The 26,923-nt window shown below is 72.1% G+C and carries 21 protein-coding genes and 1 tRNA gene; 9 read left to right on the forward strand and 13 right to left on the reverse strand.

Going from position 1 to position 26,923, the window contains the following annotated elements:
• The first annotated feature begins 38 nt into the window (after window positions 1-38).
• Complete coding sequence (gene ppc, locus AB0E88_RS12815) at window positions 39-2,771, forward strand: phosphoenolpyruvate carboxylase (protein ID WP_361628417.1); 2,733 nt, start codon at window positions 39-41, stop codon at window positions 2,769-2,771.
• A gap of 85 nt (window positions 2,772-2,856) precedes the next feature.
• Here the strand turns inward: ppc and AB0E88_RS12820 are convergent, their stop codons facing one another.
• From AB0E88_RS12820 to AB0E88_RS12855, 8 genes are all read right to left on the reverse strand, one after another.
• Window positions 2,857-3,585 carry an LPXTG cell wall anchor domain-containing protein gene (locus AB0E88_RS12820; RefSeq protein WP_361628420.1) on the reverse strand — a complete coding sequence of 243 codons (729 nt, stop codon included), beginning with the start codon at window positions 3,583-3,585 and terminating at the stop codon, window positions 2,857-2,859.
• A 156-nt stretch (window positions 3,586-3,741) separates the two neighbouring features.
• Window positions 3,742-4,233: a hypothetical protein gene (locus AB0E88_RS12825; protein ID WP_361628423.1), complete on the reverse strand. Its 492-nt coding sequence runs from the start codon at window positions 4,231-4,233 to the stop codon at window positions 3,742-3,744.
• A 54-nt stretch (window positions 4,234-4,287) separates the two neighbouring features.
• Entirely contained in the window at window positions 4,288-4,890 is a 603-nt protein-coding gene (gene pth, locus AB0E88_RS12830) for an aminoacyl-tRNA hydrolase (RefSeq protein ID WP_361628426.1), read from the reverse strand.
• An 80-nt stretch (window positions 4,891-4,970) separates the two neighbouring features.
• Window positions 4,971-5,567 carry a 50S ribosomal protein L25/general stress protein Ctc gene (locus tag AB0E88_RS12835; protein ID WP_361628429.1) on the reverse strand — a complete coding sequence of 199 codons (597 nt, stop codon included), beginning with the start codon at window positions 5,565-5,567 and terminating at the stop codon, window positions 4,971-4,973.
• A gap of 191 nt (window positions 5,568-5,758) precedes the next feature.
• Window positions 5,759-6,739: a ribose-phosphate diphosphokinase gene (locus AB0E88_RS12840; RefSeq protein WP_361628432.1), complete on the reverse strand. Its 981-nt coding sequence runs from the start codon at window positions 6,737-6,739 to the stop codon at window positions 5,759-5,761.
• Window positions 6,740-6,881: 142 nt separating this feature from the next.
• The gene (gene glmU, locus AB0E88_RS12845) at window positions 6,882-8,327 is read right to left on the reverse strand and encodes a bifunctional UDP-N-acetylglucosamine diphosphorylase/glucosamine-1-phosphate N-acetyltransferase GlmU (protein WP_361628435.1); all 1,446 of its coding nucleotides are present in this window, start codon (window positions 8,325-8,327) and stop codon (window positions 6,882-6,884) included.
• 137 nt (window positions 8,328-8,464) lie between these two features.
• A tRNA-Gln gene (locus tag AB0E88_RS12850) sits at window positions 8,465-8,537 on the reverse strand.
• A gap of 7 nt (window positions 8,538-8,544) precedes the next feature.
• Complete coding sequence (locus tag AB0E88_RS12855) at window positions 8,545-9,411, reverse strand: hypothetical protein (RefSeq protein WP_361628438.1); 867 nt, start codon at window positions 9,409-9,411, stop codon at window positions 8,545-8,547.
• Between the two features lie 128 nt (window positions 9,412-9,539).
• Between AB0E88_RS12855 and AB0E88_RS12860 the strand changes: the two genes are divergently transcribed.
• On the forward strand, window positions 9,540-10,850 hold the full coding sequence (locus tag AB0E88_RS12860) for a histidine kinase (protein ID WP_361628441.1): 1,311 nt from the start codon (window positions 9,540-9,542) through the stop codon (window positions 10,848-10,850).
• A 35-nt stretch (window positions 10,851-10,885) separates the two neighbouring features.
• On the opposite strand, the gene AB0E88_RS12865 is transcribed toward AB0E88_RS12860, so the two are convergent.
• Both AB0E88_RS12865 and AB0E88_RS12870 read right to left on the reverse strand, forming a co-directional pair.
• On the reverse strand, window positions 10,886-11,419 hold the full coding sequence (locus tag AB0E88_RS12865) for an SUKH-3 domain-containing protein (protein ID WP_361628444.1): 534 nt from the start codon (window positions 11,417-11,419) through the stop codon (window positions 10,886-10,888).
• Window positions 11,420-11,457: 38 nt separating this feature from the next.
• Window positions 11,458-11,976 carry a YwqJ-related putative deaminase gene (locus AB0E88_RS12870; RefSeq protein ID WP_361628447.1) on the reverse strand — a complete coding sequence of 173 codons (519 nt, stop codon included), beginning with the start codon at window positions 11,974-11,976 and terminating at the stop codon, window positions 11,458-11,460.
• Window positions 11,977-12,305: 329 nt separating this feature from the next.
• Here AB0E88_RS12870 and AB0E88_RS12875 point away from each other — a divergent pair, with 329 nt between their 5' ends.
• The 4 genes from AB0E88_RS12875 (at window position 12,306) to AB0E88_RS12890 (ending at window position 18,189) form a co-directional block, all read left to right on the forward strand.
• Window positions 12,306-13,295 carry an SMI1/KNR4 family protein gene (locus AB0E88_RS12875; RefSeq protein ID WP_361628450.1) on the forward strand — a complete coding sequence of 330 codons (990 nt, stop codon included), beginning with the start codon at window positions 12,306-12,308 and terminating at the stop codon, window positions 13,293-13,295.
• 7 nt (window positions 13,296-13,302) lie between these two features.
• Entirely contained in the window at window positions 13,303-16,221 is a 2,919-nt protein-coding gene (locus tag AB0E88_RS12880; RefSeq protein WP_361628453.1) for an SUKH-4 family immunity protein, read from the forward strand.
• 210 nt (window positions 16,222-16,431) lie between these two features.
• Window positions 16,432-17,316 carry a cellulose-binding protein gene (locus tag AB0E88_RS12885; protein ID WP_361628456.1) on the forward strand — a complete coding sequence of 295 codons (885 nt, stop codon included), beginning with the start codon at window positions 16,432-16,434 and terminating at the stop codon, window positions 17,314-17,316.
• 249 nt (window positions 17,317-17,565) lie between these two features.
• Window positions 17,566-18,189 (forward strand): DUF4328 domain-containing protein, encoded by a 624-nt coding sequence (locus AB0E88_RS12890; RefSeq protein ID WP_361628459.1) that lies wholly within the window; start codon window positions 17,566-17,568, stop codon window positions 18,187-18,189.
• Window positions 18,190-18,207: 18 nt separating this feature from the next.
• Here the strand turns inward: AB0E88_RS12890 and AB0E88_RS12895 are convergent, their stop codons facing one another.
• Together AB0E88_RS12895 and AB0E88_RS12900 are read right to left on the reverse strand one after the other, a co-directional pair.
• Window positions 18,208-19,818, reverse strand: coding sequence for a cation acetate symporter (locus AB0E88_RS12895; protein ID WP_361628462.1), 1,611 nt, complete (start codon window positions 19,816-19,818; stop codon window positions 18,208-18,210).
• Window positions 19,815-20,216, reverse strand: coding sequence for a DUF485 domain-containing protein (locus AB0E88_RS12900; protein WP_361628465.1), 402 nt, complete (start codon window positions 20,214-20,216; stop codon window positions 19,815-19,817). Before AB0E88_RS12900 ends, AB0E88_RS12895 begins: the two co-directional genes overlap by 4 nt.
• Before the next feature lie 311 nt (window positions 20,217-20,527).
• On the opposite strand from AB0E88_RS12900, the gene AB0E88_RS12905 reads away from it, so the two are divergent.
• On the forward strand, window positions 20,528-21,430 hold the full coding sequence (locus AB0E88_RS12905) for a hypothetical protein (RefSeq protein ID WP_361628468.1): 903 nt from the start codon (window positions 20,528-20,530) through the stop codon (window positions 21,428-21,430).
• Between the two features lie 101 nt (window positions 21,431-21,531).
• Here AB0E88_RS12905 and AB0E88_RS12910 read toward each other — a convergent pair whose 3' ends face one another.
• Complete coding sequence (locus AB0E88_RS12910; RefSeq protein WP_361628471.1) at window positions 21,532-23,028, reverse strand: MFS transporter; 1,497 nt, start codon at window positions 23,026-23,028, stop codon at window positions 21,532-21,534.
• Window positions 23,029-23,455: 427 nt separating this feature from the next.
• Here AB0E88_RS12910 and AB0E88_RS12915 point away from each other — a divergent pair, with 427 nt between their 5' ends.
• On the forward strand, window positions 23,456-24,244 hold the full coding sequence (locus AB0E88_RS12915) for an ABC transporter ATP-binding protein (RefSeq protein WP_361628474.1): 789 nt from the start codon (window positions 23,456-23,458) through the stop codon (window positions 24,242-24,244).
• The gene (locus AB0E88_RS12920) at window positions 24,241-26,820 is read left to right on the forward strand and encodes an FtsX-like permease family protein (protein WP_361628477.1); all 2,580 of its coding nucleotides are present in this window, start codon (window positions 24,241-24,243) and stop codon (window positions 26,818-26,820) included. Before AB0E88_RS12915 ends, AB0E88_RS12920 begins: the two co-directional genes overlap by 4 nt.
• Window positions 26,821-26,923: the final 103 nt, after the last annotated feature.

The following is a 26,923-nucleotide window of genomic DNA, read 5'->3' on the forward strand; positions in this document are numbered from 1 at the left end:
CTCCCAGACGAGCTTCAACACTGCAAGGAGCCGCACCTGTGAGCAGTGCCGACGACCAGACCACCAGCACGAGCAGTGAGCTGCGCGCCGACATCCGCCGGCTGGGCGACCTCCTCGGCGAGACCCTCGTCCGCCAGGAAGGCCCCGAACTGCTGGACCTGGTGGAGAAGGTCCGCCGCCTCACCCGCGAGGACGGCGACGCCGCCGCCGAACTCCTGCGGGGCACCGAACTGGAGACCGCGGCCAAGCTGGTCCGCGCCTTCTCCACCTACTTCCACCTCGCCAACGTCACCGAACAGGTCCACCGGGGCCGCGAACTGCGCGCCAAGCGCGCCGCCGAGGGCGGTCTGCTCTCCCGCACGGCCGACCGGCTCAAGGACGCCGACCCCGACCACCTGCGCGAGACCGTCCAGCATCTGAACGTCCGCCCCGTGTTCACCGCGCACCCCACCGAGGCCGCGCGCCGGTCCGTCCTCAACAAGCTCCGGCGCATCGCCGCACTCCTCGAGGAGCCCGTCCTCGATTCCGACCGGCGCCGCCACGACACCCGCCTGGCCGAGAACATCGACCTCGTCTGGCAGACCGACGAACTGCGCGTCGTACGCCCCGAACCCGCCGACGAGGCCCGCAACGCCATCTACTACCTCGACGAACTGCACGCCGGCGCCGTCGGCGACGTCCTCGAGGACCTCACCGCGGAACTCGAGCGCGTCGGCGTCAAGCTCCCCGACGACACCCGCCCCGTCACCTTCGGCACCTGGATCGGCGGCGACCGCGACGGCAACCCCAACGTGACCCCGCAGGTCACCTGGGACGTGCTCATCCTCCAGCACGAGCACGGCATCAACGACGCCCTCGACATGATCGACGAGCTGCGCGGCCTGCTGTCCAACTCCATCCGCTACACCGGCGCCACCGACGAGCTGCTCGACTCCCTCAACGCCGACCTCGGCCACCTCCCCGAGATCAGCCCCCGCTACAAGCGCCTCAACGCCGAGGAGCCCTACCGGCTCAAGGCCACCTGCATCCGGCAGAAGCTGGAGAACACCAAGCAGCGCCTGGCCACCGGCACCCCCCACGAGGACGGCCGCGACTACCTCGGCACCAGCGAACTCCTCGCCGACCTGCGCATCATCCAGAACTCGCTGCGCGCCCACCGCGGCGGCCTGTTCGCCGACGGCCGCCTCGCCCGCACCATCCGCACCCTGGCCGCCTTCGGCCTCCAGCTCGCCACCATGGACGTCCGCGAACACGCCGACGCCCACCACCACGCCCTCGGCCAGCTCTTCGACCGCCTCGGTGAGGAGTCCTGGCGCTACGCCGACATGCCGCGCGAGTACCGCGCCAAGCTCCTCGCCAAGGAACTGCGCTCCCGCCGGCCCCTCGCGCCCAGCCCCGCCCCCGTCGACGCGGCCGGCCTGAAGACCCTCGGCGTCTTCCAGACCGTCAAGCGGGCCCTGGAGGTCTTCGGACCCGAGGTCATCGAGTCGTACATCATCTCCATGTGCCAGGGCGCCGACGACGTCTTCGCCGCCGCCGTCCTCGCCCGCGAGGCCGGACTGATCGACCTGCACGCCGGCTGGGCCAAGATCGGCATCGTGCCGCTGCTGGAGACCACCGACGAGCTGAAGGCCGCCGACACCATCCTGGAGGAGATGCTCTCCGACCCCTCCTACCGGCGCCTGGTCTCCCTGCGCGGCGACGTCCAGGAGGTCATGCTCGGCTACTCCGACTCCTCCAAGTTCGGCGGCATCACCACCTCGCAGTGGGAGATCCACCGCGCCCAGCGCCGCCTGCGCGACGTCGCCCACCGCTACGGCGTGCGCCTGCGCCTCTTCCACGGCCGCGGCGGCACCGTCGGCCGCGGCGGCGGCCCCTCCCACGACGCGATCCTCGCCCAGCCCTGGGGCACCCTGGAAGGCGAGATCAAGGTCACCGAGCAGGGCGAGGTCATCTCCGACAAGTACCTCATCCCGTCCCTGGCCCGGGAGAACCTGGAACTGACCGTCGCGGCCACCCTCCAGGCCTCCGCCCTGCACACCGCCCCGCGCCAGTCCGACGAGGCCCTCGCCCGCTGGGACGCCGCCATGGACGTCGTCTCCGACGCCGCCCACGCCGCCTACCGGCGCCTGGTCGAGGACCCCGACCTGCCGACGTACTTCCTCGCCTCCACGCCGGTCGACCAGCTCGCCGACCTGCACCTGGGCTCCCGCCCCTCCCGCCGCCCCGGCTCCGGCGTCTCGCTCGACGGCCTGCGGGCCATCCCGTGGGTGTTCGGCTGGACCCAGTCCCGGCAGATCGTCCCCGGCTGGTTCGGCGTCGGCTCCGGCCTCAAGGCACTGCGCGAGGCGGGCCTCGACACCGTGCTCGACGAGATGCACCAGCAGTGGCACTTCTTCCGCAACTTCATCTCCAACGTCGAGATGACCCTCGCGAAGACCGACCTGCGCATCGCCCAGCACTACGTCGACACCCTCGTCCCCGACGAGCTCAAGCACGTCTTCGACACCATCAAGGCCGAACACGAGCTGACCGTCGCCGAGGTCCTGCGCGTCACCGGCGAGAGCGAACTCCTCGACGCCCAGCCCGTCCTGAAGCAGACCTTCGCCATCCGCGACGCCTACCTCGACCCGATCAGCTACCTCCAGGTCGCCCTGCTCAAGCGGCACCGCGACGCCGCCGCGGCCGACGAGCAGCCCGACCCGCTGCTCGCCCGGGCCCTGCTGCTCACCGTCAACGGTGTCGCGGCCGGCCTGCGCAACACCGGCTGACCGCCTTCCCCGACGGACGACGGCATACGACGGTGCCCCCGGGCCACACGGCTCGGGGGCACCGTCCTGTGCTCACCGCGGCAGATCAGCCGCGGGCCGCCTTCCTGCGCCGCAACGCGAGGAAACCGCCGCCGGCGACCAGCGCCGCCGCGACACCCGACAGCACACCCACCGGCGCGCTGGTCCCGGTCTCCGCCAGGTCACCCCCGGTCGCACCGCTCCCGGCCGACGGCGACGACGACGCCGAGGGGGCCGAGGAGGCAGCACCACCGGCGGACGCGGACGCCGACGGGGCAGGCCCGCCGGCGGAGGCGGAGGACGACGGAGCCGGCGACGCCGACGCCCCGGCCGACGCCGGCGCCGAGGCGGACGCGGAGGCCGACGGCGCCCCACCGCCCTCGGACTTCTCGCAGTCCGTCCAGAACACCTTGTGCTTCGCTGCCTTGCTCTTCTCACCGGCGAAGTTCCAGAACAGCTTGTAGTGCCCGTCCGGCAGCGACAGGTCCTCCGTGCGGCCATGACCGGCGCCGTCCAGAGCGATCGCACCGGACTTCACCGTCTCGCCCTTCACGCCGGCCGTCGGCGCCCAGGACTCGATGTGCCAGGACACCTGCTGACCGCCGTCGAAACCGAAGGCGTCCAGGTAGAACGTGCAGACGTGCGGCTCGTTGCGGCGCAGCTCCTCGCCGGTCGAGGCATCGTGGATCTTGACCGTGCCGTTGTCTCCGGGCGCGGTCGCATGAGCGGCGGGCGCCGTGAACACGGCAGCCGCGGCGAGGGCGCACACGGCGCCGACGCGGGTGGGGGTACGCATGGGCAGTCCATCTTCGAGAAGCGAACGGGAAGATGTGGAGGGGGCGGCTCAGCTTCCTGCCGCCCCGGTGACCAGGTCAATCACGAACAGGCAACACTCGCACTCTCCACAACCCGGAGAACGGCGATACCCGCCGAAGCGTCACGAAACCCGCGCTCACACCGCCAGGAACGCCCCCGTCAGCAACGCGATCCCCGACCCCGCCAGCACCCACGCCGCCCGCGTCCACCGCAGTCCGCCCGCCACCACCACCGACGCCAGCAGCAGCGCTCCACCCAGCGGCACCCACGCGTACAGGATCCCGGCCGGCCCCGAACGCACCACCTCGTCACTGCCCGGCTTCACCACCACGGCGTAGGTGCCGCCCTCCCGCACCGCGACCGCGTCGTCGATCACCACGCTGCGCCGCGCCGTCGACCCCGCCGACGCCGGTGTGTACGGCCCGCTGCACGTCTCCTCACCGCACCGGGCCACCACGACCGTCCCGTGCTCACGCCCCTTGGTCAGCATCACGTGCTGCGCCGTCCCCCACGACGCCCACACCCCCGCGACCAGGATCAGCACCGCGACCGTGCTCATCGCGGCGAGCCGCCCGAGCCGCAGCGCGGCGAGCGAGACCTGACGGGACCGGAGGGCTGTGGCAGGCATGGCCGGGATCATTGGCCATACCAGGACACCCGGTCAACTCACGTAAGGGACAAGTCAGGAGTTGTACGCGCTCTGCGCCCGCTCCAGGCCCTCCGTCACCAGACACTCCACCGCGTCCGCCGCCCGGTCCACGAACCAGTCCAGCTCCTTGCGCTCCGCCGAGGAGAAGTCCTTCAGCACGAAGTCCGCCACCTGCATACGCCCCGGCGGCCGCCCGATCCCGCACCGCACCCGGTGGTACTCCCGCCCCATCGCCTTGGTGATCGACTTCAGCCCGTTGTGGCCGTTGTCCCCGCCGCCCAGCTTCACCCGCAGCGTCCCGTAGTCGATGTCCAGCTCGTCGTGCACCGCCACGACGTTCGCCACCGGCACCTTGTAGAAGTCCTTCAGCGCGTTCACCGGACCACCGGACAGGTTCATGTACGACATCGGCTTCACCAGGATCACCCGCCGGTTCGCCGGCCCCGCCGGACCGAGCCGCCCCTCCACGACCTGCGCCTGCGCCTTGCCCGCCCGCTTGAACTTCCCCCCGATCCGCTCCGCGAGCAGATCCGCCACCATGAATCCGACGTTGTGCCGGTTCATGGCGTACTCCGGTCCGGGGTTCCCGAGCCCGACGATCAGCCACGGGGCACTGGCAGGGGTGGTCACGTCCATGTCTCCTTGATACGCGCCAGCCGCCACCCCCGGCGGAACCCCGCCGGGAGCAGCGGCTGACGAACGGCTTGCGGGAGGGATCAGGCCTCGGCGGCCTCTTCGCCCTCACCCTCGGCGCCCTCGGTGGCCTCCTCGGCCTGCGCGGCCAGCACCTGGAGGACGACCGCGTCGTCCTCGACGGCCAGCTTGACGCCCTTGGGCAGGGTGATGTCCTTGGCGAGGACGGAGGCACCGGCCTCCAGGCCCTCCACGGACACCGTCACGGCCTCGGGGATGTGCGTGGCCTCGGCCTCGACCGGCAGCGCGTTCAGCACGTGCTCGAGCAGGTTGCCACCGGGGGCCAGCTCGCCCTCGGCCTGCACCGGGATCTCGACCGTGACCGTCTCGCCGCGCTTGACCAGCTGCAGGTCGACGTGCTCCAGGAAGCCCTTCAGCGGGTCGCGCTGCACGGCCTTCGGGATCGCCAGCTCGTTGCGCTGACCGTCGATGTCCAGGGCGATCAGGACGTTCGGCGTACGCAGCGCCAGCAGCAGCTCGTGGCCCGGCAGGGTCAGGTGCAGCGGGTCGGAACCGTGACCGTAGAGGACACCGGGAACCTTGTTGTCACGGCGGATACGACGCGCGGCACCCTTGCCGAACTCGGTGCGCGTGGCGGCGGCGAGCTTCACCTCGGACATACTGATCACTCCTCGTAGAAAGCGAGAACGGGACGGGTCACCCGGCCAACGAACGGCCTGCTACGAAGAGCGCGTCGATTACGGACCGCCGCACCACACGGGTACGGCCTCCCTCGCCGAGCAACTGGAGCAGTCTACTCGGCAGAGGGAGGCCGTACCAAAAGGATCACCAGCCCAGGGCTGCAGAACCCTTACTGCTCGTCGAACAGGCTGGTCACCGAACCGTCCTCGAACACCTCACGCACCGCCGACGCGATCGTCGGCGCGATCGACAGCACCGTGATCTTGTCCAGCTCACGGTTCAGCTCACCCGGCGTCGGCAGCGTGTTCGTGAACACGAACTCGCTCACCCGCGAGTTCTTCAGCCGGTCCGCCGCCGGACCCGACAGCACACCGTGCGTCGCCGTCACGATGACGTCCTCCGCACCGTGCGCGAACAGCGCGTCCGCGGCCGCGCAGATCGTGCCACCGGTGTCGATCATGTCGTCCACCAGCACACACACCCGGCCCTTGACCTCACCCACGACCTCGTGGACGGTCACCTGGTTCGCCACGTCCTTGTCACGGCGCTTGTGCACGATCGCCAGCGGCGCACCCAGACGGTCGCACCAGCGGTCCGCCACCCGCACCCGGCCGGCGTCCGGGGACACCACGGTCAGCTTCGACCGGTCGACCTTGCGGCCCACGTAGTCCGCCAGCAGCGGCAGCGCGAACAGGTGGTCGACCGGGCCGTCGAAGAAGCCCTGGATCTGGTCCGTGTGCAGATCCACCGTCAGGATGCGGTCCGCACCCGCCGTCTTCATCAGGTCCGCGATCAGACGCGCCGAAATCGGTTCACGACCCCGGTGCTTCTTGTCCTGCCGCGCGTAACCGTAGAACGGCACGATCACCGTGATGGAGCGGGCCGACGCACGCTTCAGCGCGTCGATCATGATCAGCTGCTCCATGATCCACTTGTTGATCGGAGCCGTGTGGCTCTGGATCAGGAAGCAGTCCGCACCACGAGCAGACTCCTGATAACGGACATAGATCTCACCGTTCGCGAAGTCGAAGGCCTTCGTCGGGACGACCCCGACACCCAGCTGCTGGGCGACCTCCTCGGCAAGCTCGGGGTGGGCGCGGCCGGAGAAGAACATCATCTTCTTCTCGCCGGTCGTCTTGATCCCGGTCACAGCACTGTCTCCTCAGAGGTGTTCTCAGCTGGGTGTCGAGAGACCTCGCCGCTGGGGCGCGGCGGCAGGCCAAGTCTCAGCTGGTGGGGGTGCGGGTGTGTGCACTTATCACGGTACGCCGTCTTCGACGCACCTGTTCCGGTCAGCCCTCGCCGCCCGGCTCCCGGGACGCCGCCTCGGCCGCCTTCGCCGCCGCGCTCCCGGGACGCTTGCGCGCCACCCAACCCTCGATATTCCGCTGCTGACCACGGGCCACGGCCAGCGAACCGGGCGGCACATCCTTGGTGATCACAGAGCCGGCCGCCGTATAGGCACCGTCCCCGACCGTGACAGGCGCCACAAACATGTTGTCCGATCCGGTACGGCAGTGCGACCCGACCGTCGTGTGGTGCTTCTTCTCACCGTCGTAGTTCACGAACACACTCGCGGCACCGATGTTCGTGTACTCACCGATCGTCGCGTCACCGACATAACTCAGGTGCGGAACCTTCGTCCCCTCACCGATCTCGGCGTTCTTCGTCTCCACGTACGTGCCGATCTTGCCCTTGCGGCCCAGCCGCGTACCGGGCCGCAGATACGCGAACGGACCCACGGAAGCCTCCGGACCGACCTCCGCCCCGTCCGACACGGTGTTGTCCACCCGCGCCCCCGCACCCACCCGGGTGTCGTGCAGCCGGCTGTTCGGACCGACCTCCGCACCCTCCGCCAGATGCGTGGCACCCGTCAGCTGCGTCCCCGGATGCACCACGGCGTCCTGCTCGAACGTCACCGTCACATCGATCCACGTGCTCGCCGGATCCACCACGGTCACCCCGCCGAGCATGGCCGCCGTCAGCAGCCGCTCGTTCAGGATCCGCCGGGCCTCCGACAACTGCACGCGGTTGTTGATCCCCGCGATCTCCCGGTGATCCGCGGCCACCGACGCCCCCACCCGGTGCCCGGCCTCCCGCAGGATGCCCAGCACATCGGTCAGGTACTCCTCACCCTGACTGTTGTCCGTCCGCACCTGCTTCAGCGCGTCCGCCAGCAGCGCCCCGTCGAACGCGAACACCCCGGAGTTGATCTCCCGGATCTCCCGCTGCGTCTCGGAGGCGTCCTTGTGCTCCACGATCGCCGTCACCGCGCCGGAGTCGTCCCGCACGATCCGCCCGTACCCCGTCGCGTCCGGCATCTCGGCCGTCAGCACGGTCACCGCGTTGCCGTCGGCGGAGTGCGTCGCCGCGAGCTGCGCCAGCGTGTCACCGGTCAGCAGCGGGGTGTCCCCGCACACGACCACGACGGTCCCCTCGACGCTCCCGCCCAGCTCCTGCAACGCCATCCGTACGGCGTGCCCGGTGCCGTTCTGCTGCTCCTGCACGGCGGTGCGGACGGCGGGGTCGATCCCGGCGAGGTGCGCGGTGACCTTCTCCCGCGCGTGCCCCACCACGACGACCAGGTTCTCGGGGTCCAACTGACGGGCGGAGGCCAGCACATGACCGACGAGGCTGCGACCACAGATCTCGTGCAGCACCTTCGGTGTGGCCGACTTCATACGGGTGCCCTCACCCGCTGCGAGTACGACGACGGCGGCCGGGCGGATGACGCTCACGGGGGTGCCCTTCGGCTGGTGGTGGGGAGGGGGTGGACATCCGCAGGATACCGGGGCGTTCGGCGGGAGAAATGAGTGCGGGTCCCGACGGTGCTGTCACCGGTCAGGACCCGAACCCTTATCTTGCGCGCTGTGAGCTCCCCCGCAAGGATTCGAACCTTGTCCTGCTGGTACCAAAAACCAGTGTGCTGCCAGTTACACCACGGGGGACAGCGCATCAGACCTTACCGGAGCCCGGCTGGCTGCCAAGAACGATTCCGTCCCACCAGCCCTCGATGCGGTTGTAGAGCCCGGCGCTGCGTGCCACGCCGATGACCAAGCAGCCGTGGTAGTCGTCGCCGATGTTCTTGCGCACCGTTTTCGGATTGTGCTTCTTCAGCGTGGGCCTGGCGAAGACCGAGACGTCCACCTCGGCGACGTCCGCCCAGTAGCGCTGGGCGGCTTCGACGTCTGCCGACTCATGGATCAGCACCCGAAAGCTCAGCCGTTCACGGTCGACGTCGAGCAGATCCAGCCACGCGAGGTAGACCTGGATCACACCTGGGTCGCTGTTGACGAAGATCGCGCGCTCACGTCGGTCGTACGGCTTGCTCTTGGCACCCTCGGCCCAGTACAAGGCCACGCCGATCATGAACAGGTCCCGGTCCGTGAGTTCGCCGATCTCGATGCGCGCCGAGAGCTTGCTCTTCTCGTGTTGCTGCCGGTCTGCCGCACGGCGCCTGGTCAGACCCTCCTGCATGAGGGCCCGCTGCTCCTCGGGTGTGTACCGCGGCTCGGGCCTCGGCAGGTCCCGTACCCAGAGTGAGATCGAGCTCTTGGAGCAGCCCAGCTCCAGCTGGATCCGGTCGTAGGTCCAGCCCTGCTGCCGTAACTCGCGGGCCTTGGCCCTCAGGTCATCCTTGGCGTTCGGGCGCTTCGTCCATTCCGGGGGCGGCTCCCCTTCCAGGAGCCGGTTGAGGATGTCGTTGTTGTCGATGTGGAGCCGGTCGCGGATCTGGCGTCGGCTGAGGCCGGCCCGTCGAAGGGCGGTTGCCTGTTCTCGTAGGCCTTCGAAGTCCGCGTACTTGCCAGGGGTATGTGCCATGTCCATACCGTCCAGGCGGAATGGGGGATTCGGGAGGGAAACGGGTGCGCGTTCACCTGTTCGAGGGATGTCGTTCCGGGGGTGAAACTCGCCGGAAATGGCTCGGGGGGCGCCCGTAGGCTGGAGGCATGACCACGACGGGGGAAGAGCACGCGGCGGCCGGGACCGGGCCGTGGTGGTGGGTGCGGTGGCGTTCCGCCGTGCTGGACTGGGGGCTCGCGGCGGTGTCCGCCGTCGAGTGTGCCGTGGAGGGGATCCCGTTCGCGCGGGATGCCGGGGTTCCGGTGTCCGTGGGGGTCGTGTTCGGGTTTCTCGCCGGGGCCGTGCTGCTGGTGCGCCGGCGCTGGCCGATCGCCGTGGTGCTGGTGTCGATCGCGGTCACGCCGGCCCAGATGGGGTTCCTGATGGGCGTGGTCGGGCTGTACACGCTCGCCGCGTCCGAGCTGCCGCGCCGGATCATCGCCTCGCTGGCGGGGATGTCGCTGGTGGCGATGCTGATCGTGACGTTCGTGCGGTTGCGGCAGGCCGCGGACAGCGGCGATGTGGGGGACTGGTTCGTTCCGTTCGCGTCCATCTGCATGGCGCTGGGGATGACGGCGCCGCCGGTGCTGCTGGGGCTGTACGTGGGGGCGCGGCGCAGGCTGATGGAGAGCCTGCGGGAGCGGGCGGACTCGCTGGAGCGGGAGCTTCAGCTGCTGGCGGAGCGTGCGGAGGAGCGCGCGGAGTGGGCGCGGGGCGAGGAGCGGACGCGGATCGCGCGGGAGATGCACGACGTGGTCGCGCACCGGGTGAGTCTGATGGTGGTGCATGCGGCGGCGTTGCAGGCCGTGGCGCGCAAGGATCCGGAGAAGGCGGTGCGCAACGCGGCGCTGGTGGGCGACATGGGGCGGCAGGCGCTGACGGAGTTGCGGGAGATGCTCGGGGTGCTGCGCAGTTCCGACGGCGGTGGTGAGGCGCGGCGGGCGGCTGTGCCGCTTGCGGCTGTCGGGGTGGCCGCCGCCGCGGCAGCTTCCCGGGCCGCTGACAACGATGTGGTGGCCGAGGGGCCGTGTCTGGCGGAGATCGAGGAGCTGGTCGGGCAGTCGGCGGCGGCGGGGATGGTGGTGGATCTGTCCGTCGAGGGGGAGGCGCGGTCGTGTGCGTCGGAGGTGGAGGCGACGGCGTACCGGGTGGTGCAGGAGGCGCTGACGAACGTCCACAAGCATGCGGCGGGTGCGAAGACGTATGTGCGGCTGGCGTACCGGGGGGCGGAGATCGCGATGCAGGTGGAGAACGAGCCTCCGCCGGAGGCGGGGTCGGCGTCGTCGGCGCGGTTGCCGTCGGGGGGCAATGGCCTGGTCGGGATGAAGGAGCGGGTCGTGGCGCTGGGCGGGGTGTTCGTGTCGGGGCCGACGGACGCGGGGGGTTTCCGGGTGTCGGCGGTGCTTCCGGCGCCGTAGGTCCCGGCCCGCGGGGGCTCGGCGCCGGTGGGTTCTCAGCCGGTGGTGAGGCGTGCGGGCGGGGTGCCGGTGACGAGGGCGGTGAGGGCCTGGTCGACGTCGGGGCCGAGGTACCAGTCGCCGGTGTGGTCGAGGGCGTAGACGCGGCCGGCGGTGTCGATGGCGATGAGGGCCTGGGTGTCGGTCTCGGTGCCGAGGGGGCTGACGTCGGTGTCGAGGGCGCGGCCGAGGTCGCCGAGGGTGCGGGCCATGTGCAGGCCGTGCAGGGGGTCGAGGTGGAGGGCGGCGGGGGCGATCTGCCGGCCGGGGCCGCCGGGGGTGAGGGTGAGGCCGCCGAATTCGGCCCAGGCTTCGACGGCGGCGGGGAAGACGGTGTGGCGGTGCCCGGCGGGTGAGGTGTGTTCGCGCAGGGTGTCGGCCCAGATCTCGGCTTGTTTGATGTCCCAGCGTCCGGGTTGCCAGCCGGCGGCGCGCAGGGTGGCGTCGACGGGGACGGGGAAGCGGGGTGGGGCTGCTCCCTGCTCGAACGGAGCTGAGGGCTTGGTGGAGGAGGTGCGGTCGGTGTGCATCTGCCCTGGTTCGTCGGTGCGGTGGTGTGCGGGCGGGGTCAGTCGTCTGCGGCGGGGTTGACGATGCGGACGCCGAAGTGGGCGCTGAGGGCGGTGCAGGCGCGGCAGGGTTCGGCGAAGGTGCCGTGGAGGGGGTCGCCGTCCTCGCGGATGCGTCGCGCGGTGAGTTTGGCGTTCTTGAGTGCTTTGCGTGCTTCGCCGTTGGTCATGGGTTTGCGGGCGGCGCGTTTGCTGCGTGCGGCGTCGGCGGTGGTGAGGTGCCGGGAGATGAGGATGGTCTCGGCGCAGCGTCCGGTGAAGCGGTCGCGCTGGGAGCTGGTGAGGGCGTCTAGGAAGTCCTGGACGAGGGGGTGCAGGGCGGGGGGCTGGTCGCCGCGGGCGGCGGTGCCGGTGAGGGTGGCGCCGCGTACGGAGAGGGCGGCGGCGACGGTGGGGAGTATGCCGTCGCGGCGGTGGCGGAGGGCGGGCGGCAGGCCGGTGTCGGTGCTGCTCCAGCCGATGCGGGGGTCGCCTGTGGGGGTGGCGGCGGTGTGTGGTCCCGTCTGCGTGGCGTTCATGATCGTCTTACCCTCCCGTGCATCCCCCGAAGGACTCAGAGTGCCAAATGGTGTGGTGGGTGCGGAAGCTGGGGCGGGGTGACACGCCAGGGCCGGGGTGTGCTGTGACGGTGCGGTGACAGGGGCGTGACGGCTGGTCACGGAAAGCGGAGGGGTGGCTGCCGGTGCGGGGCCGGTGCCGGTGACCGGGGTCGTCGTACCGCATAGGCTGTCGGCACCGTGATGGGCGCGGTCGGCGTGCCCAGGACCGTTGAGACAGTCGGATACGGGCCGTAGTGGGCCAAGGGTGGTCATACGGGTCGTACAGAGTGCCGCAGGGGGCAACCGCCATGACGACAGGTCGGCTCGGGCAGCAGGCCGCGCCGCCGAACGCGGCATACGCCGGGCAGGTCGTGCACTTCCCGGATCCGGTTCGGGCCGCTCGTCATCCCAGAGGGGTGCGGGTGGACGAGCGGGGGTACCCCGACTTCTCGCCCTACGCGCGTGCGGCCGCGGAGGTGGCGGAGCCGCCGGAGGGTTTCGGTGTCGACGAGTTGCGGCTGACGGACTATGTGTCGGCGAACGCGGCGCTGGCGGCGAGCGGTCACGAGCTGTGGGACACGGTGCCGAGCGTGGCGACGCCGCACGGCTGGACGTGGCATCACGTGGTGGGCTCGCGCCGTCTGGAGCTGGTTCCGGTCGAGGTGAAGGCGCTGTTGCGGCATCACGGGGGGATCGCGACCGCCCTGGTCGACCACGACAAGCGGGGTACGCGGCCGTTGCAGGAGACGCGGCCGGCACACTTCGGGCTGCCGAAGTCGGGTGTGGCGGTGACGGAGCAGCAGGTGCAGGGGGTCGAGGAGGACCTGGGGTACCGGCTGCCGGGCGCCTACCGCTCGTTCCTGAAGGCGGCGGGCGGGTGTGCGCCGGTGGGGACGGCTTTGGACGCGGAGTTGGGGCTGCTGGTGGACCAGCCGTTCTTCACGGTGCGGGACGAGGCGGCGGTCAACGACCTGGTGTACGTGAACAAGTGCCTGCGGGACCATCTGACGAAGGACTATCTGGGCGTGGGTTTCGTCCAGGGCGGTCTGCTGGCCGTGAAGGTGAAGGGCGAGCGGATCGGTTCGGTGTGGTTCTGCGCGTTCGACGACGCGCGGGACGTGGATCCGTCGTGGCCGCCGGCGGAGCGGGTGGAGCGGTTGCTGCTGCCGTGCGGGGACGACTTCGACGTCTTCCTGTCGCGACTGGCGGGTTCTCCGCCGGAGTTGGAGACCGTGGCGAATCTGATGGTGGACGGCGGGTTCGCGCGTGCCGTTCCGGTTTCTTCCGCGGGAGAGTGAGTTCGCGATGGTGACGTTCGCGCAGGCGCAGGAGCGCGCGGAGGAGTGGCTCAACGGGGACGTGCCCGCGTACCAGCACCGTGAGGTGCGGGTGCGGGAGTTCGACCTCGGGTTCGTGGTGTGGGGCGAGGACCGGGCGGACGGTCCGCGCTCGGACGGCGGCGGGCAGCGGCTGGTGATCGCCCGGGACAGCGGGGAGGCCACGCTGTGGCCGGCGCTGCCGGTGGGCGAGGTGATCCGCCGCTACGAGGAGGAGTACGGCCGTGCGGACACGGCGGCCGAACCGGCGCCGGCGCCCGCGGCCCGGGTGGACCTGAACCAGACGTCGTTCCTGCTGACACCGCCGGAGTGGTTGCAGGAGGCGGCGGACAAGCTGGGCATTCCGGATCACCGCCGGGGCGGTTCGCAGGGGGCGGACGGCTCCGGGGGGTCCGAGGGGACCGGCGTGTCCGCCGTACCGCCGGTGTCCGACACGCCCTTGGGCGCGTCGGCCGGGGCGGGGTCCGGGGTGCCGGGTGCGCGGGACGCGGCCGACGCGCCGGGCGCGACGGCCGCGCCGGGCACCGCCGGGACGCCGGGTACCGCCGGGACGCCGGGCGCGGGGCGGGTCGCCGAGACGCAGGGTGTGCCGGCCGGGGCCACGCCGTGGGCCGGTACGGACACCAACGCGGATGCCGGTGAGGACCGTTCGGTGCCGTTGCCGGAGACGGTGTTCGCGCCGCCGTTGAGCGACGCGGGCGAGGACCGGCGGCCGGTGGCGCCGCCGGAGGCCAAGACCGCGCTGATGTCGGGCGGCAGCGGGCTCCCGCGCACGACGGTCGCCCCGGCGATCACGCAACCGGGCGGGCCGGCACCGGACAGCACACCGCCCCCGCCGTCCGGCAGCACGCCCCCACCGTCCGGCGGTACGCCGCCGGTGCCGCCGGGTGCGCCGTCGTACGGCTATCCGCAGGGCCCGGGCGGGCCGGCCGTCACGCCTCCGCCGCCGGGGGACGCCCCCTCGTACGGCTATCCGCAGGGCGGTACGGGCGGTACGCCGCCGGTGCCGCCGGGCGCCGCGTCGTACGGCTATCCGCAGGGGCCCGGTGCTCCCGGCGCGCCGGCGGGTTCCGGTGCCGCCGGTGCTGCGGGTGGCCCCGGTGCTCCGGCCGCTCCGGGTGGGGCCGCCACGCCGCCGCACGCCGGTGGCGCTGCCGGTGCGCCGTCGGCGCCGTCGAGCCCCGGTGACATCGCGGACGCCGCGACCAGCAAGGCCGCGCCGCCTCCGCGGCGTGGGCGCGGTGCTACCCCGCCGCCTCCGCCGGGTGCCCCCGGGGCTCCCGGCGCGCGGGCGGGCGCGGGACCGGTGCCGCCGGCCGCGCCTGCGGCGGGCGGGTACGTGCCGACGCAGATGGTGTCCTCGCTCGGCCCCGACGGCCCGCAGCCGGCCGCGCCCGGCGCCCCGCAGCCCCCCGCCGCTCCGGGGACGCCCGGCGGCACCCCGCCGGGCGGTGTCCACCATGCCGCGACGATGTTCGCCGACCCGGGCCGTCCGGGCGCTCCGCAGTCTCCGGGCGCGCCGGGTACTCCGGGCGTTCCGCAGCCTCCGGGTGCTCCCGGCGTTCCGGGCGGTACGCCTCCCGGTGGTGTCCACCACGCGGCGACGATGTTCGCCGACCCGGGCCGTCCGGGTGCCCCGCAGCCTCCGGGCGCCCCGGGTGCTCCGGGCACCCCGGCGCCGCCCGGTGCTCCCGGTGCGCACGCCTCGGCGGGTGGCGCGCGCGGTGCCGTGCACCACGCGGAGACCATGCTGGCCGCGCCCCCGGTGTCCGGCCCGGGCGCGCCTCCGCCTCCGCCGCCCGCCCCCGGCGCCCCCGGCATGGCGCCGCCCGGAGCGCCGCAGCCGATGCCGCCCGGCGCGATGCCCCCGCCCGCCGGCCCGGTACCCGGCTTCCCGCAGCCGGTCCCCGGTCAGCCGACCGTCGGCCCCGGCTACCAGGCCGTTCTGCGCTACCGGGCGCAGGACGGCTCGGAGCAGCAGCTGATCCGGCGTTCCGCGGCGGGCACCCCGCACCCGGAGTGGCAGATCTTCCACGAGCTGCGCGCCATGAACGTGCCGCCGGCGAACGTGCTGGAGCTGCACACGGAGCTGGAGTCGTGCGAGCTGCCGGGCGCGTACTGCGCGCGGATGATCCGGGAGCAGTGGCCGCAGGCGCGGATCACCTCGATCGCGCCGTACGGCACGGATCACGCGAGCCGGCAGCAGGGCATGCAGCAGTTGCTCGCCCATCAGGGTGAGTTGCACCAGGTCGCGGACGGCCCGGCCCGGCCGGCGCCGGTGCGGGCGCCGCTGCCGCCGGTGCAGCCGGTGCCGCCGATCCCGCCGGAGGGGATCGCGCAGGAGCTGGCGGCGGCGTTCGGGCCGGGGATCTTCCGGTTCGAGCAGCAGGCGGTGTCCCGGCAGGGGGTGCCGCCGATCGTGGCGCACTCGCTGGTGGTGGCGGGTCTGCCGGTGGACCTGGGCCCGTTCTTCTGGGCGCAGGCCCAGCCGGGTCGGCCGGTGCCGACGCTGGCGGAGCTGGCGGCCGAGCGCGGGGTGCAGCCGGCGTCGGACGCGGGCTCGTACCTGGTGATGGGCACCGACTTCGGCCGGGCGCTGTGTGTGCAGTACGGCACCGCGAACATCGTGGCCGTGCCGGTGGAGGCGGGTCCGGGCGGGGCGCCGGTGCCGCCGCAGTTCGTGAACACCGGGCTGCCGGAGTTCCAGCGGTGCCTTGCGCTGCTCGGGCGGATGTGGCGGCTGCGGTACGGGCTGAACCAGGAGCAGGCGGGCCGCTGGACGGTGGACTTCCAGGCGCAGCTGGCGGCGCTCGACCCGGCGGCGCTGGCGTCGCCGGAGAGCTGGTGGTCGGTGCTGCTGGAGCAGATGTGGGACGGACTGCTCTGACGCTGCGTCGGTAGAGGCCCGGCTTCGGCCGGACGGGCCGGTTCTGATCGAGAGATCAGGACCGGCCCTTTGCTGTTCTGGCCCTTTCTGTTCTTTCGGCGACCGTGACGTTTGTCCGGAGTGTCGCGTTATGAACATTTCTGTGCAGTACCTCAAGATGTGCGCCACATCATCATTTTTCGGGTCCGTTCGGCGGAGAGAGGTTCCGGGATGAGCAGCACATCGTCGTCGCCGTACGGCTTCGTGACCGTCAAGGGGCGGGGGTACCGCCCCGAACAGGTCGACGCGTTCGCCGCGGCGATCGCCGACGACCGGGACGCCGCGTGGGAGCGTGCGGCCCGGCTCACGGTGCTCGCCAAGGAGATGGAGGGCGAGGCGCTGCGGATGCGCGAGACGGTCGCGGCGCTCCGGCCGCAGACGTACGAGGACCTGGGAGAGCGCGCGCACCGGGTGTTCCAGCTCGCGACCGAGGAGGCGGAGGCCGTGCAGGAGGGCGCGCGGCGCGCGGCGCAGGAGGAGGTCGCGCGGGCCGAGGCGCACGCCGAGGAGGTGCTCAGGGCGGCGCGGGAAGAGGCGGACGCGGTGCGCGAGGCCGCCGACGAGCAGGCCAGGCAGCGCCTGCTGGCGGCCCGTGCCCAGGCCGGGGAGATCCGCGTACTGGCCCGCCGCACGCTCAAGTCCGCCCGCGGCGGGGAGCTGTCCGCGCTGCGCGAGCAGCGGCAGCGTGCTGCCGTCATGCTCGCCGAGCAGGAGCAGGGGCACATCGAACGCTGGGAGCGGGCCGAGCGGGAGGCCGCCGAGCGGGCGGCGGCGCTGGACGCCCATCACGCGACCCTCGTCGCCCGCGCCGAGGCGGCGCTCGAGGAGGCCCGCCAGGCGCTCGTCGACGCGGAGCCCGCCGCGCGCCGCTGCCAGGACGCGGCCCGCGTGCGGGCGGCGGAGGTGCTGGCCGAGGCCCGCCTGGAGGAGGAGCGCATCGCGCACGAGACGGAACAGGTCCTGCGCGAGCACGGGGAGCACTGGGACGAGGTGTGCGCCCACATGGACCGCATGCGCGAGAGCCTCAACGCCCTGACGAGCCGGCTCGTGGAGTAGGCCGGCGGCGGGCGTCCGGGGAAGGCGGGGCGGGGGCCGGGACGTTGGGCGCCCCGTCGCCCGTCTGATTGTCATGCACCGGGCGCCGGGAGCGGTATCGTTCCCCGGCCGCGCCGTGTCGCGGCACGTTCCGTCGACATCCCGCCCGGGGGGGCCTGCCACACTATGTCCGCTGCCGAAAAGCTTCACCTGCGTCCAGCGCTGCCCCGAGGTGCGGCTCCGTCCGGGCGGGGTCCGCTGATCGCCGCCGTGGCAGGGCTCGCCGTCGTCGTCCTGGCCGATCTCTTCGCTCTGTTCACGGCGGTCCGGCTGAGAGGCGCGATCAGTGGTGACGAGGGCTTCCTCTTCGCGGACCGGCAGCACCTGCTGGACACCTACGACCTCTATCTGACGGCTCGTCAGTGGCGGGTCGAGGCCTACCTGCCCTGTGCCATCGCGTTCGTGGTCTGGTTCTTCCTGATGCGCCGGGCCACCGCTCCCCTGGGCCCGGACCGGTTCCGCAACGGTCCGGGCTGGGCGATCGGGGCGTGGGCGGTCCCGGTGGGCAATCTGTGGCTGCCGTACCAGGTCGCCATCGACATGTGGTACGCCGCCGCGCGGCTACCGGCCGTCGGGGAGACGTATCGAGCGATCCGGACCTGGCCGGTGACCCTGTGGTGGAGCCTGTTCGTCTGCGGCATCCTCTTCGACCGGTTCTCCAGCACGCGGTACTGGGGAACCGAGAACCTGGCGGCGCTGCGCAGCGCCATCGGGCAGTACATGATCGGCGACGCCCTGAACATCGCCGCCGCGGCCGCCGCCGTGTACTTCGCCGTCCAGCTGACGAAGATGCAGCGCCGCAAGGCGGGCGAGACCGGGTACGCCGCCGCCTGAGGGCCCCTCAGCCGTCCCTCACCCGCCCCGGCGGACCGCGCCGGCCAGGATCCAGCCCTCCACGGCCTCGTACTGGTGGCGCTGTTCCTGTGCCGTGCGGCGGCCGGACAGCAGGGTGCCGGCCCAGCCGAGGGCGAAGCCCAGGGGGATGGTCACCAGGCCGGTCGTGGTGAACGGGAACCAGTTGAAGTCCGCCTCGGGGAAGGCGGCGACGGGGGAGCCGGAGACCAGGTTGGTGCCGGGCATCAGCAGCAGGACCGACAGGGTGCCGCCGATGAGCGTGGCGAGCAGTCCGGCGCGGGTGTAGCGGCGCCAGAAGAGGCTGTAGACCAGGGCCGGGGCGAGCGCGGAGGCGCCGATGCAGAAGGACAGCGTGACCAGCGGCTGCAGGCTGCGGTGCTGGACCTGGGCGGCGAGCAGGATCGCCGGGACGCCGGCGCCGAGCGCGGACAGGCGGGCCAGCAGCATCTCGCGGCGCGGTGACATCTCCCGCACGCGCGTGGCGAAGACGTCGTGCGCGAGGGAGTTGGCGCAGGCGAGGATCATCCCGGCGACGGAGGCGAGCACCGTCAGGAAGATCGCCGTGGTGACGGTGGTGAACAGCAGGGTCTCGGCGTAGGAGGCGTCCGCGCCGAACACCGCGCGCGAGCCCAGCAGATAGGCGGTGTTGCCGCGCGGGTCGGCCCCGGCGATCGCCGCGCGGCCGAGCAGGGCCGTGGCGCCGACCGCGACGATCGTGACCACCAGCACGAACAGCACGACGCACGACACGGCCCAGGACATCGAGCGGCGCACCTGGCGGGCGCTGGAGGCGGTGTACATGCGCATGGTGATGTGCGGCAGGCACGCCCCGCCGAGGACGACCGTCAGCTCCGAGGTGATCATGTCGAGGCGGGGGCTCGCCCCGCCCGCGAACTCCAGCCCGGAGTGCAGGAAGGCGGGCCCGGCCCCGCTCTTGGCCGCCGCCGCGTCGAACAGCGCGGCCAGGTCCCAGTCGAAGCGGTTCAGGACCAGGAGGGCCACCACCGCGCCGGAGCCGAGCAGCATCACGATCTTCAGGATCTGGATCAGGGCGGTGCCCTTCATCCCGCCGATCGCCGCGTAACTGATCATCAGCGCGCCCAGTCCGATGATGACGCCGGTCTTCAGCGCGTCGCTGGAGAAGCCCAGGATGAACGCCAGCAGCTGCCCGGTGCCGGCGAGCTGCACCAGCATCAGCGGCAGCAGCGCGGCGAGGGTCACCAGGCTCGCCGTGATGCGCACCGCGCGGCCCGGCATACGGCGGGCGAGCGCGTCGCCCATGGTGAACCGGCCCGCGTTGCGCAGGGGTTCGGCCAGCAGGAACATCAGCAGCATCAGGGACAGCGCGGTGGCGAGGGCGAGGACGATGCCGTCGTAGCCGCACAGCGCGATCACACCGCCGGTGCCGAGCACGCTCGCCGCGGAGATGTAGTCACCGGCGATGGCCAGGCCGTTGCGCAGCGGGGAGAGCGAGCCGTAGCCGGTGTAGAACTCGTCGAGGTCGTCGCCGTCGGGGCCGGTCATCACGCACAGCAGGAGCGTGACGGTGGCGACGGCCGTGAAGGCCAGCAGGGACATCGTCTGGGCGTTGCCGCTGAAGTGGGTCATCGCGCCGCCTCCCGCTTGCCGTCCACGTCGGCCTGCCGGCGGATGCGGTCGACGAGGGGGTCGACATGGCGCCGGGCGGTGTGCTCGTAGACGGCCACGGCCAGCCAGGTGACGGGGAGCTGAACCAGGGCGAGCAGCAGCCCGGCGGGCAGGCCGCCGGCGACGGTGCGCGTCATGAACGAGGGCGCGAACGCCGACAGCAGGAGGAAGAGCGTGAAGTAGCCGAGCGCGGTGAGGGTGGCGGTGCGCCGCTGCCAGCGGTAGGCGCTGCGCAGCACCCGCAGGTCGCTGTGGTGGCCGAGGGGCCGGTGTGCGGGCTGGTGTGCGGGCTGGTGGGACGGCGGCGGGGAGGGCCGCCAGGGGTGGGGGGTGTACGACGGGGACGGGTCGTAGGACATCCCGGTGCTCCTTGCGTGGCTCGGGTCCGCAGGGCGGACCGCAGGGAGTGGGGTGGAGCGGGGGACGCACGTTACTAGCGCGTACTCCGGAACGCTGCTGTTTCGCCGAACTGGCCGGTCGGTATGCGCTTACCAGTACGCGCTGTCACGGACCTGTGACAGGGAGCGGACACGTCCGCGGCGTCATGATCCGTAAGGTGGACGTCACAGCCACCCCGTTCGCAGCGGCCTCACCCGACCGAGCAGGCGGCATCCGGCTCTTCCTCCACCTCCACCGGCGCCCTTCGCGCCCCAGCTCCACTGGAGTCGTCATGCGCACCGCCCTCCGTACCGCCGTCGCCACCGTCGCCCTCCTCGGCGCGGTCGCGCTGCCCGCCTCCGCCGCTGTCGCGGCCGGCTCCCACGCGGTCGCCACCGCGTCGGCGCGGGCCGCCACCCCGGCCCCCGCCAGCGGTGACGCCCGCTACGACGGCTACAAGCTGTACGTCGCGCCGGGCACCCTCGCCGTCCTGCGCAACGTCCCCTCCGACGGCGGCCCCGAGGTCTGGCTGCGCGCGGTGTCCGCCAAGTGGCAGCAGACCGACGGCTGGGCGGGCCGCGTCCTCGCCAAGCTCGACCGGGGCCACACCACCGCCGTGCTGGGCGGCCGCACCTACCGGCTGACCGGCGCCGGGACCGCCCGGCCGATGCTGGAGATCGCCACCAAGGGCGGTGTCGACAAGCACCGGCTGCCCGAGAAGGGCGAGGTCGGCACGCTGGTGCGCACGGTGAAGGCCGTCGACGGCTCGTACCTCAAGATCTACCGCATCACCGCCCACGACTACCGCGGCGAGGACGTTCACCGCCAGGACTCCCTCGGCACGCTGCACGCCAAGGGCGCCACCGCCGGCGGCCAGCACAACGGCGTCTACTTCGCCCTCACCCCGGCCGGGCAGGGGTACAGCTGGAGCGGCAGCGTCAACGCCCAGAAGAAGACCGGCACCTACAGGCTGCCGAACGGCGTCCTCGCCAAGCTCTCCAAGAGGAGCGGCGTGTGGGCCGTCCAGCTGGTGCGCGCCGGCCACCCCGGCCCGGTGCGCTCCGTCCCGGCAGGCAGCGCCGCCACCGCCGCCCAGGACGGCGACACGATCGTCGTGCTGAACGGCGACGGCACGTTCAGCAACCACCTCGTGGGCGCGGCCAAGCAGGCCCCGGCGGTCTACCTCGGCGCCTGACGGCGAGGCGAACGGCAGACGGGAAGCGGCGGCCCCGGTGGCCGCCGCTTCCTGTTTCTGCCCTGCGGAGCCGTCAGTCCGCTTTCTCTCCCGCCGCGTCGTCAGTCCGTCAGTACCGGGAAGCGGCGCGGCGCGAGGAACAGCAGGACCAGGAAGGCCAGTGCCGCCGCGCAGGCCGCGCCGACGTACACCCAGTGGACGGCCTCGGCGACGGCGTGCCGTACCGCCTCCGGTGCCCTGCCCGCCTCCCACGCGCGCGTGACCGAGTCCAGGTCGCCCGCGCCCCCGAGACGGGCGGCGAGCACGCCGTTGGCGACGGCGCCGAAGAGGGAGGCGCCGATGGTCTGGCCGGTCTGCCGGCAGAACAGCACGGAGGCGGTGGTGGTGCCGCGCTCCGCCCAGCCCACGGTGGACTGCACGCCGACGATGAGCGGAAGCTGGAACAGCCCGAGGGCCGCGCCGAGGGTCAGCATCAGCAGGGTCGGCTGCCAGGCGGCGCCGGGATACGGCAGGAGCGGGAACGCCAGCAGGATCAGCGTGGCGGCGCCGATCCCGAGCATGGCGGTGTTGCGGAAGCCGATCCGCCGGTACACGTGCTGGCTGAGGGCCGCCGACACCGGCCACGTCAGCGTCCACACGGAGAGCACGAACCCGGCGGCGACCGGTCCGAGCCCGAGCACCGACTGGGCGTAGGTGGGCAGGAAGACGGACGGGGCGACCATCAGCAGGCCCAGCGCCCCGAGGGCCAGGTTGACCGCGGCGATGGTGCGGCGCCGCCACACCCAGCCCGGGATGATCGGCTCGGCGGCGCGGCGTTCGACGAGGACGACGACCACGGCGAGCGCGAGCCCCGCCGCGAACAGGGCGACGGACGGCGGTGACAGCCAGGGCCAGGCCACGCCGCCCTGCACCAGCGCGGTCAGCAGCACCCCGCCGCACGCGAACACGGCGAGGGCGCCCGCCCAGTCGACGCGCGCGCGGGACCGTATCTCGCGCTGCGGCTCGTGCAGGTGACGCACGATCAGCCACAGCGCGACCGTGCCGACGGGCAGGTTGACCAGGAAGATCCACCGCCAGTCGGCGTACGCGGCGAGCACCCCGCCGAGGCCCGGTCCGGCGATCGCGGACACCGCCCACACCGTGGACAGCTTCGACTGGATCTTCGGCCGCTCCTTCAGCGGGTACAGATCGGCGGCGAGCGTCTGCACGGTGCCCTGCAGGGCGCCGCCGCCCAGGCCCTGCACGATGCGGAAGGCGATCAGGGCGCCCATGTTCCAGGCGAAGGCGCACAGCAGGGAGCCGAGCAGGAACACCACGGCGCCGGCGACCAGGACGGGCTTGCGGCCGAAGGTGTCGGACAGCTTGCCGTACACCGGCAGGGTGACCGTGACGGCGAGCAGGTAGCCGGAGAACAGCCAGGAGAAGACGGAGAAGCCGCCGAGGTCGCCGACGATCTGCGGTACGGCGGTGGCGACGACGGTGGAGTCCAGGGCGGCCAGCGCCATCGCCAGCATCAGCGCCGCGACCACCGCCGCCCGTTGCCGGGTGCCCGGCCGCCGGACGACGCCGTCGCGTATCGCAGGTCTCGCAGTGTCCACCGGGTGCCCCTTCGCCGTGCCACGTGTCCGTGCCCCTTGCAGCTATCTGCCGGGGACAGCTTCCCACTTGACCCTGACGCGACGGCAGGGCGCAGCCTGGGTGCACCTGAGGGTGGAGAGCGACCCCCAGGGCCACTCCACCCGGCGGTGGAGTGCCCCTAGGGGTTCCTCCGTACTACGGCCCGGGGAGGGTTCGTCCCGCCGGAGGACGAGCGGGCCGGGCTGCCGTCCCTAGTCTGGCTTCACGCCGCCGGGGAGCGGCTGACCGAACCGTCGGGGTGGGGTTATCCCCCGCCCGAAGACGGGGTCCCACACCAGCGCGCGGCACCCCTGCCGCCCGCGAGACTCGAACCCGTAACCACGCAGGGCCGGACGCGACGTACCGGACACGCTCGTCGATTCTGCCGACCGATATAGGAGACATACCGTGACTTCGGCTGTGACCATTCCCAGGCACGGGGGCACTGGAGGGACAACGGCCGTCGCCGCACGGGCGCGACAGGTCGTCAAGGCGTACGGGGCGGGGGAGACCCGGGTCGTCGCGCTGGACCACGTCGACGTGGACATCGCCCGCGGGCAGTTCACCGCGATCATGGGCCCGTCCGGGTCCGGCAAGTCCACGCTGATGCACTGCCTCGCCGGGCTCGACACCGTGACGTCGGGGCAGATCCACCTGGACGAGACCGAGATCACCGGGCTGAAGGACAAGAAGCTCACCCAACTGCGCCGGGACCGCATCGGGTTCATCTTCCAGGCGTTCAACCTGCTGCCGACGCTGAGCGCGCTGGAGAACATCACGCTGCCGATGGACATCGCCGGCCGCAAGCCCGACCAGCAGTGGCTGGCGCGCGTGGTGGACACCGTCGGGCTCGCCGGACGGCTCAAGCACCGGCCCAACCAGCTCTCCGGCGGCCAGCAGCAGCGCGTCGCCGTCGCCCGGGCGCTCGCCGCCCGGCCGGAGATCATCTTCGGTGACGAGCCGACCGGCAACCTCGACTCGCGCGCCGGCGCCGAAGTGCTGGGCTTCCTGCGCCGCTCGGTCACCGAACTCGGCCAGACCATCGTCATGGTCACCCACGACCCGGTCGCCGCCTCCTACGCGGACCGGGTGCTGTACCTCGCCGACGGCCGCATCGTCGACGAGATGTACCAGCCGACCGCCGACCAGGTCCTCGACCGGATGAAGGACTTCGACGCCCGGGGGCGCACGTCATGACCGTGCTGAAGACCTCCCTGCGCAACTTCTTCGCGCACAAGGGCCGCATGGCGCTGTCGGCGGTCGCGGTGCTGCTGTCGGTGGCGTTCGTGTGCGGGACGCTGGTGTTCACCGACACCATGAACACCACCTTCGACAAGCTGTTCGCGGCCACCTCCTCGGACGTCACCGTCACCGCCCAGGGCGCCTCGGACACCGGTGAGACCACGTCCGACACCGGCAAGCCGCCGGTCATGCCGGCCTCCGTGCTGGAGAAGGTGCGCCGCGTCCACGGCGTCAAGGCCGCCGAGGGCACGGTGTTCTCCACCTCGGTGACCGTCGTCGACGCCGGCAAGGAGAACCTGTCGCCGTCCTCCGGCGCCCCGACCATCGTCGGCAGCTGGAACGGCCAGGACGCCCGCACCATGAAGATCACCCAGGGTGCGGCGCCCCACGGGCCCGGCCAGGTCATGGTCGACGAGGACACCGCCGACAAGCACCACCTGAAGCTCGGTGACGACATCGGCGTCATCAGCGCGGTCGGCACGCACACCGCGAAGATCTCCGGGGTCGCCGCGTTCCAGGTCACCAACCCCGGCGCCGCGATCTTCTACCTGGACACGAAGACCGCGCAGGACACCCTCGTCGGACAGCGCGACGTCTACACCAACGTCAACGTCACCGCCGCCCCCGGGGTCGGCGACGACCAGCTGAAGAAGGACGTCGCGGCCGGGCTCGGCGCGGGCTACAAGGTGCAGACCGCCAAGGAGGTCGCCGACGCCAACCAGAAGAGCGTCGAGAGCTTCCTGAACGTCATGAAGTACGCGATGCTCGGCTTCGCCGGGATCGCCTTCCTCGTCGGCATCTTCCTGATCATCAACACCTTCTCCATGCTGGTCGCCCAGCGCACCCGGGAGATCGGCCTGATGCGGGCCATCGGCTCCTCCCGCAAGCAGGTCAACCGCTCGGTGCTGATCGAGGCGCTGCTCCTCGGCGTCGTCGGCTCGGTGCTGGGCGCGGCGGCGGGCGTGGGCATCGCCGTCGGGCTGATGAAGCTCATGGGCCGGATGGGCATGCACCTGTCCACCGACGACCTCACGGTCGCCTGGACCACTCCGGTGGTCGGCCTGGTGCTCGGCGTGGTGGTGACGGTCCTGGCCGCCTATCTGCCGGCCCGGCGCGCGGGGAAGATCTCGCCCATGGCCGCACTGCGCGACGCGGGCACGCCCGCCGACGTCAAGGCGGGCCTGGTGCGCGGCGTGCTCGGCGTCGTACTGACCGGTGCGGGCGGCGCGAGCCTGTACGTCGCCGCCCACGCGGACAAGGCGAGCGAGGGCTCGCTGTGGCTGGGGCTCGGCGTGGTCCTGAGCCTGATCGGGTTCGTGGTCGTCGGCCCGCTGCTCGCCGGCGTCGTCGTCCGGGTCCTCGGCGCGCTGCTGCTGCGGGTCTTCGGGCCGGTCGGGCGGATGGCCGAGCGCAACGCGCTGCGCAACCCGCGGCGCACCGGGGCGACGGGTGCCGCGCTGATGATCGGGCTGGCGCTGGTCGCCTGCCTGTCGGTGGTCGGCTCCTCCATGGTGGCCTCCGCCACGGACGAGCTCGACAAGAGCGTCGGCACGGACTTCATCGTCCAGTCCGACAGCGGGCAGCGGATCACCGCGCAGGCCGTGAAGGCGGCGAAGGCCGTGCCCGGTCTCGAGCGGGTCACCGAGTACAAGGTCCTCGACGCCACGCTGACCACGCCCGACGGCGTCACCACGAAGAAGGAGACCATCAACGCCGCCGACCCGACCTACGCGCAGGACGTGCGCACCAAGACGGTCGCCGGCCGCCTCGAGGACGCCTACCGGCCCGGCTCGATGTCCGTCTTCGAGGGGTTCGCCAAGGATCACGGCGTCAAGCTCGGCTCCACGGTCGCGGTCGCCTTCCGGGACGGCACGACGGCCCGGCTCACGGTCCGCGCGATCACCAGCGACGACGTGGTGATCGACAAGGGCGCGATGTACGCGTCGATCGCGACGGTGTCCGCATATGTGCCGGCCGAGAAGATGCCGCTGGACATGCTGCTCTTCGCCACCGCCAAGGACGGGCAGCAGGACACCGCCTACAAGGCGCTGAAGTCGGCGCTGCACGACTACCCGCAGTACTCCGTGCGCGACCAGACCGACTACAAGCAGGCGCTGAAGGACCAGATCGGGCAGCTGCTCAACATGATCTACGGCCTGCTGGCCCTGGCGATCGTGGTCGCGGTCCTGGGTGTCGTGAACACCCTGGCGCTGTCGGTGGTCGAGCGGACCCGGGAGATCGGCCTGATGCGTGCCATCGGCCTCTCGCGGCGCCAGCTGCGCCGGATGATCCGCCTCGAGTCGGTGGTGATCGCCCTCTTCGGTGCCCTGCTCGGCCTGGGGCTGGGCATGGGCTGGGGCGCCACGGCCCAGAAGCTGCTCGCCCTGGAGGGGCTGAAGGTTCTGGAGATCCCCTGGCCGACGATCACCGCGGTCTTCGTCGGCTCGGCCTTCGTGGGCCTGTTCGCCGCCCTGGTCCCGGCCTTCCGCGCGGGCCGCATGAACGTCCTGAACGCCATCGCGACGGACTGACCCGAACGGCCACCGTGGACGGGGGTCACGGGGGCGATCAGCCGGCGCCGGGAAGCCTTGGGGGGCTTCCCGGCGCCGGCGTGGGCCCTGACGCCCAGTTCTC

Source organism: Streptomyces sp. NPDC028635 (genome assembly GCF_040637635.1).
Taxonomy (GTDB): Bacteria; Actinomycetota; Actinomycetes; order Streptomycetales; family Streptomycetaceae; genus Streptomyces.

Excerpts from the sequence above, each read along its gene's own strand:
- AB0E88_RS12820 (WP_361628420.1), bottom strand. The coding sequence starts at position 3,585 with ATGCGTACCCCCACCCGCGTCGGCGCCGTGTGCGCCCTCGCCGCGGCT.
- AB0E88_RS12825 (WP_361628423.1), bottom strand. The coding sequence starts at position 4,233 with ATGCCTGCCACAGCCCTCCGGTCCCGTCAGGTCTCGCTCGCCGCGCTG.
- pth (WP_361628426.1), bottom strand. The coding sequence starts at position 4,890 with ATGGACGTGACCACCCCTGCCAGTGCCCCGTGGCTGATCGTCGGGCTC.
- AB0E88_RS12835 (WP_361628429.1), bottom strand. The coding sequence starts at position 5,567 with ATGTCCGAGGTGAAGCTCGCCGCCGCCACGCGCACCGAGTTCGGCAAG.
- AB0E88_RS12855 (WP_361628438.1), bottom strand. The coding sequence starts at position 9,411 with ATGGCACATACCCCTGGCAAGTACGCGGACTTCGAAGGCCTACGAGAA.
- AB0E88_RS12860 (WP_361628441.1), top strand. The coding sequence starts at position 9,540 with ATGACCACGACGGGGGAAGAGCACGCGGCGGCCGGGACCGGGCCGTGG.
- AB0E88_RS12865 (WP_361628444.1), bottom strand. The coding sequence starts at position 11,419 with ATGCACACCGACCGCACCTCCTCCACCAAGCCCTCAGCTCCGTTCGAG.
- AB0E88_RS12870 (WP_361628447.1), bottom strand. The coding sequence starts at position 11,976 with ATGAACGCCACGCAGACGGGACCACACACCGCCGCCACCCCCACAGGC.
- AB0E88_RS12875 (WP_361628450.1), top strand. The coding sequence starts at position 12,306 with ATGACGACAGGTCGGCTCGGGCAGCAGGCCGCGCCGCCGAACGCGGCA.
- AB0E88_RS12880 (WP_361628453.1), top strand. The coding sequence starts at position 13,303 with ATGGTGACGTTCGCGCAGGCGCAGGAGCGCGCGGAGGAGTGGCTCAAC.
- AB0E88_RS12885 (WP_361628456.1), top strand. The coding sequence starts at position 16,432 with ATGAGCAGCACATCGTCGTCGCCGTACGGCTTCGTGACCGTCAAGGGG.
- AB0E88_RS12895 (WP_361628462.1), bottom strand. The coding sequence starts at position 19,818 with ATGACCCACTTCAGCGGCAACGCCCAGACGATGTCCCTGCTGGCCTTC.
- AB0E88_RS12900 (WP_361628465.1), bottom strand. The coding sequence starts at position 20,216 with ATGTCCTACGACCCGTCCCCGTCGTACACCCCCCACCCCTGGCGGCCC.
- AB0E88_RS12905 (WP_361628468.1), top strand. The coding sequence starts at position 20,528 with ATGCGCACCGCCCTCCGTACCGCCGTCGCCACCGTCGCCCTCCTCGGC.
- AB0E88_RS12920 (WP_361628477.1), top strand. The coding sequence starts at position 24,241 with ATGACCGTGCTGAAGACCTCCCTGCGCAACTTCTTCGCGCACAAGGGC.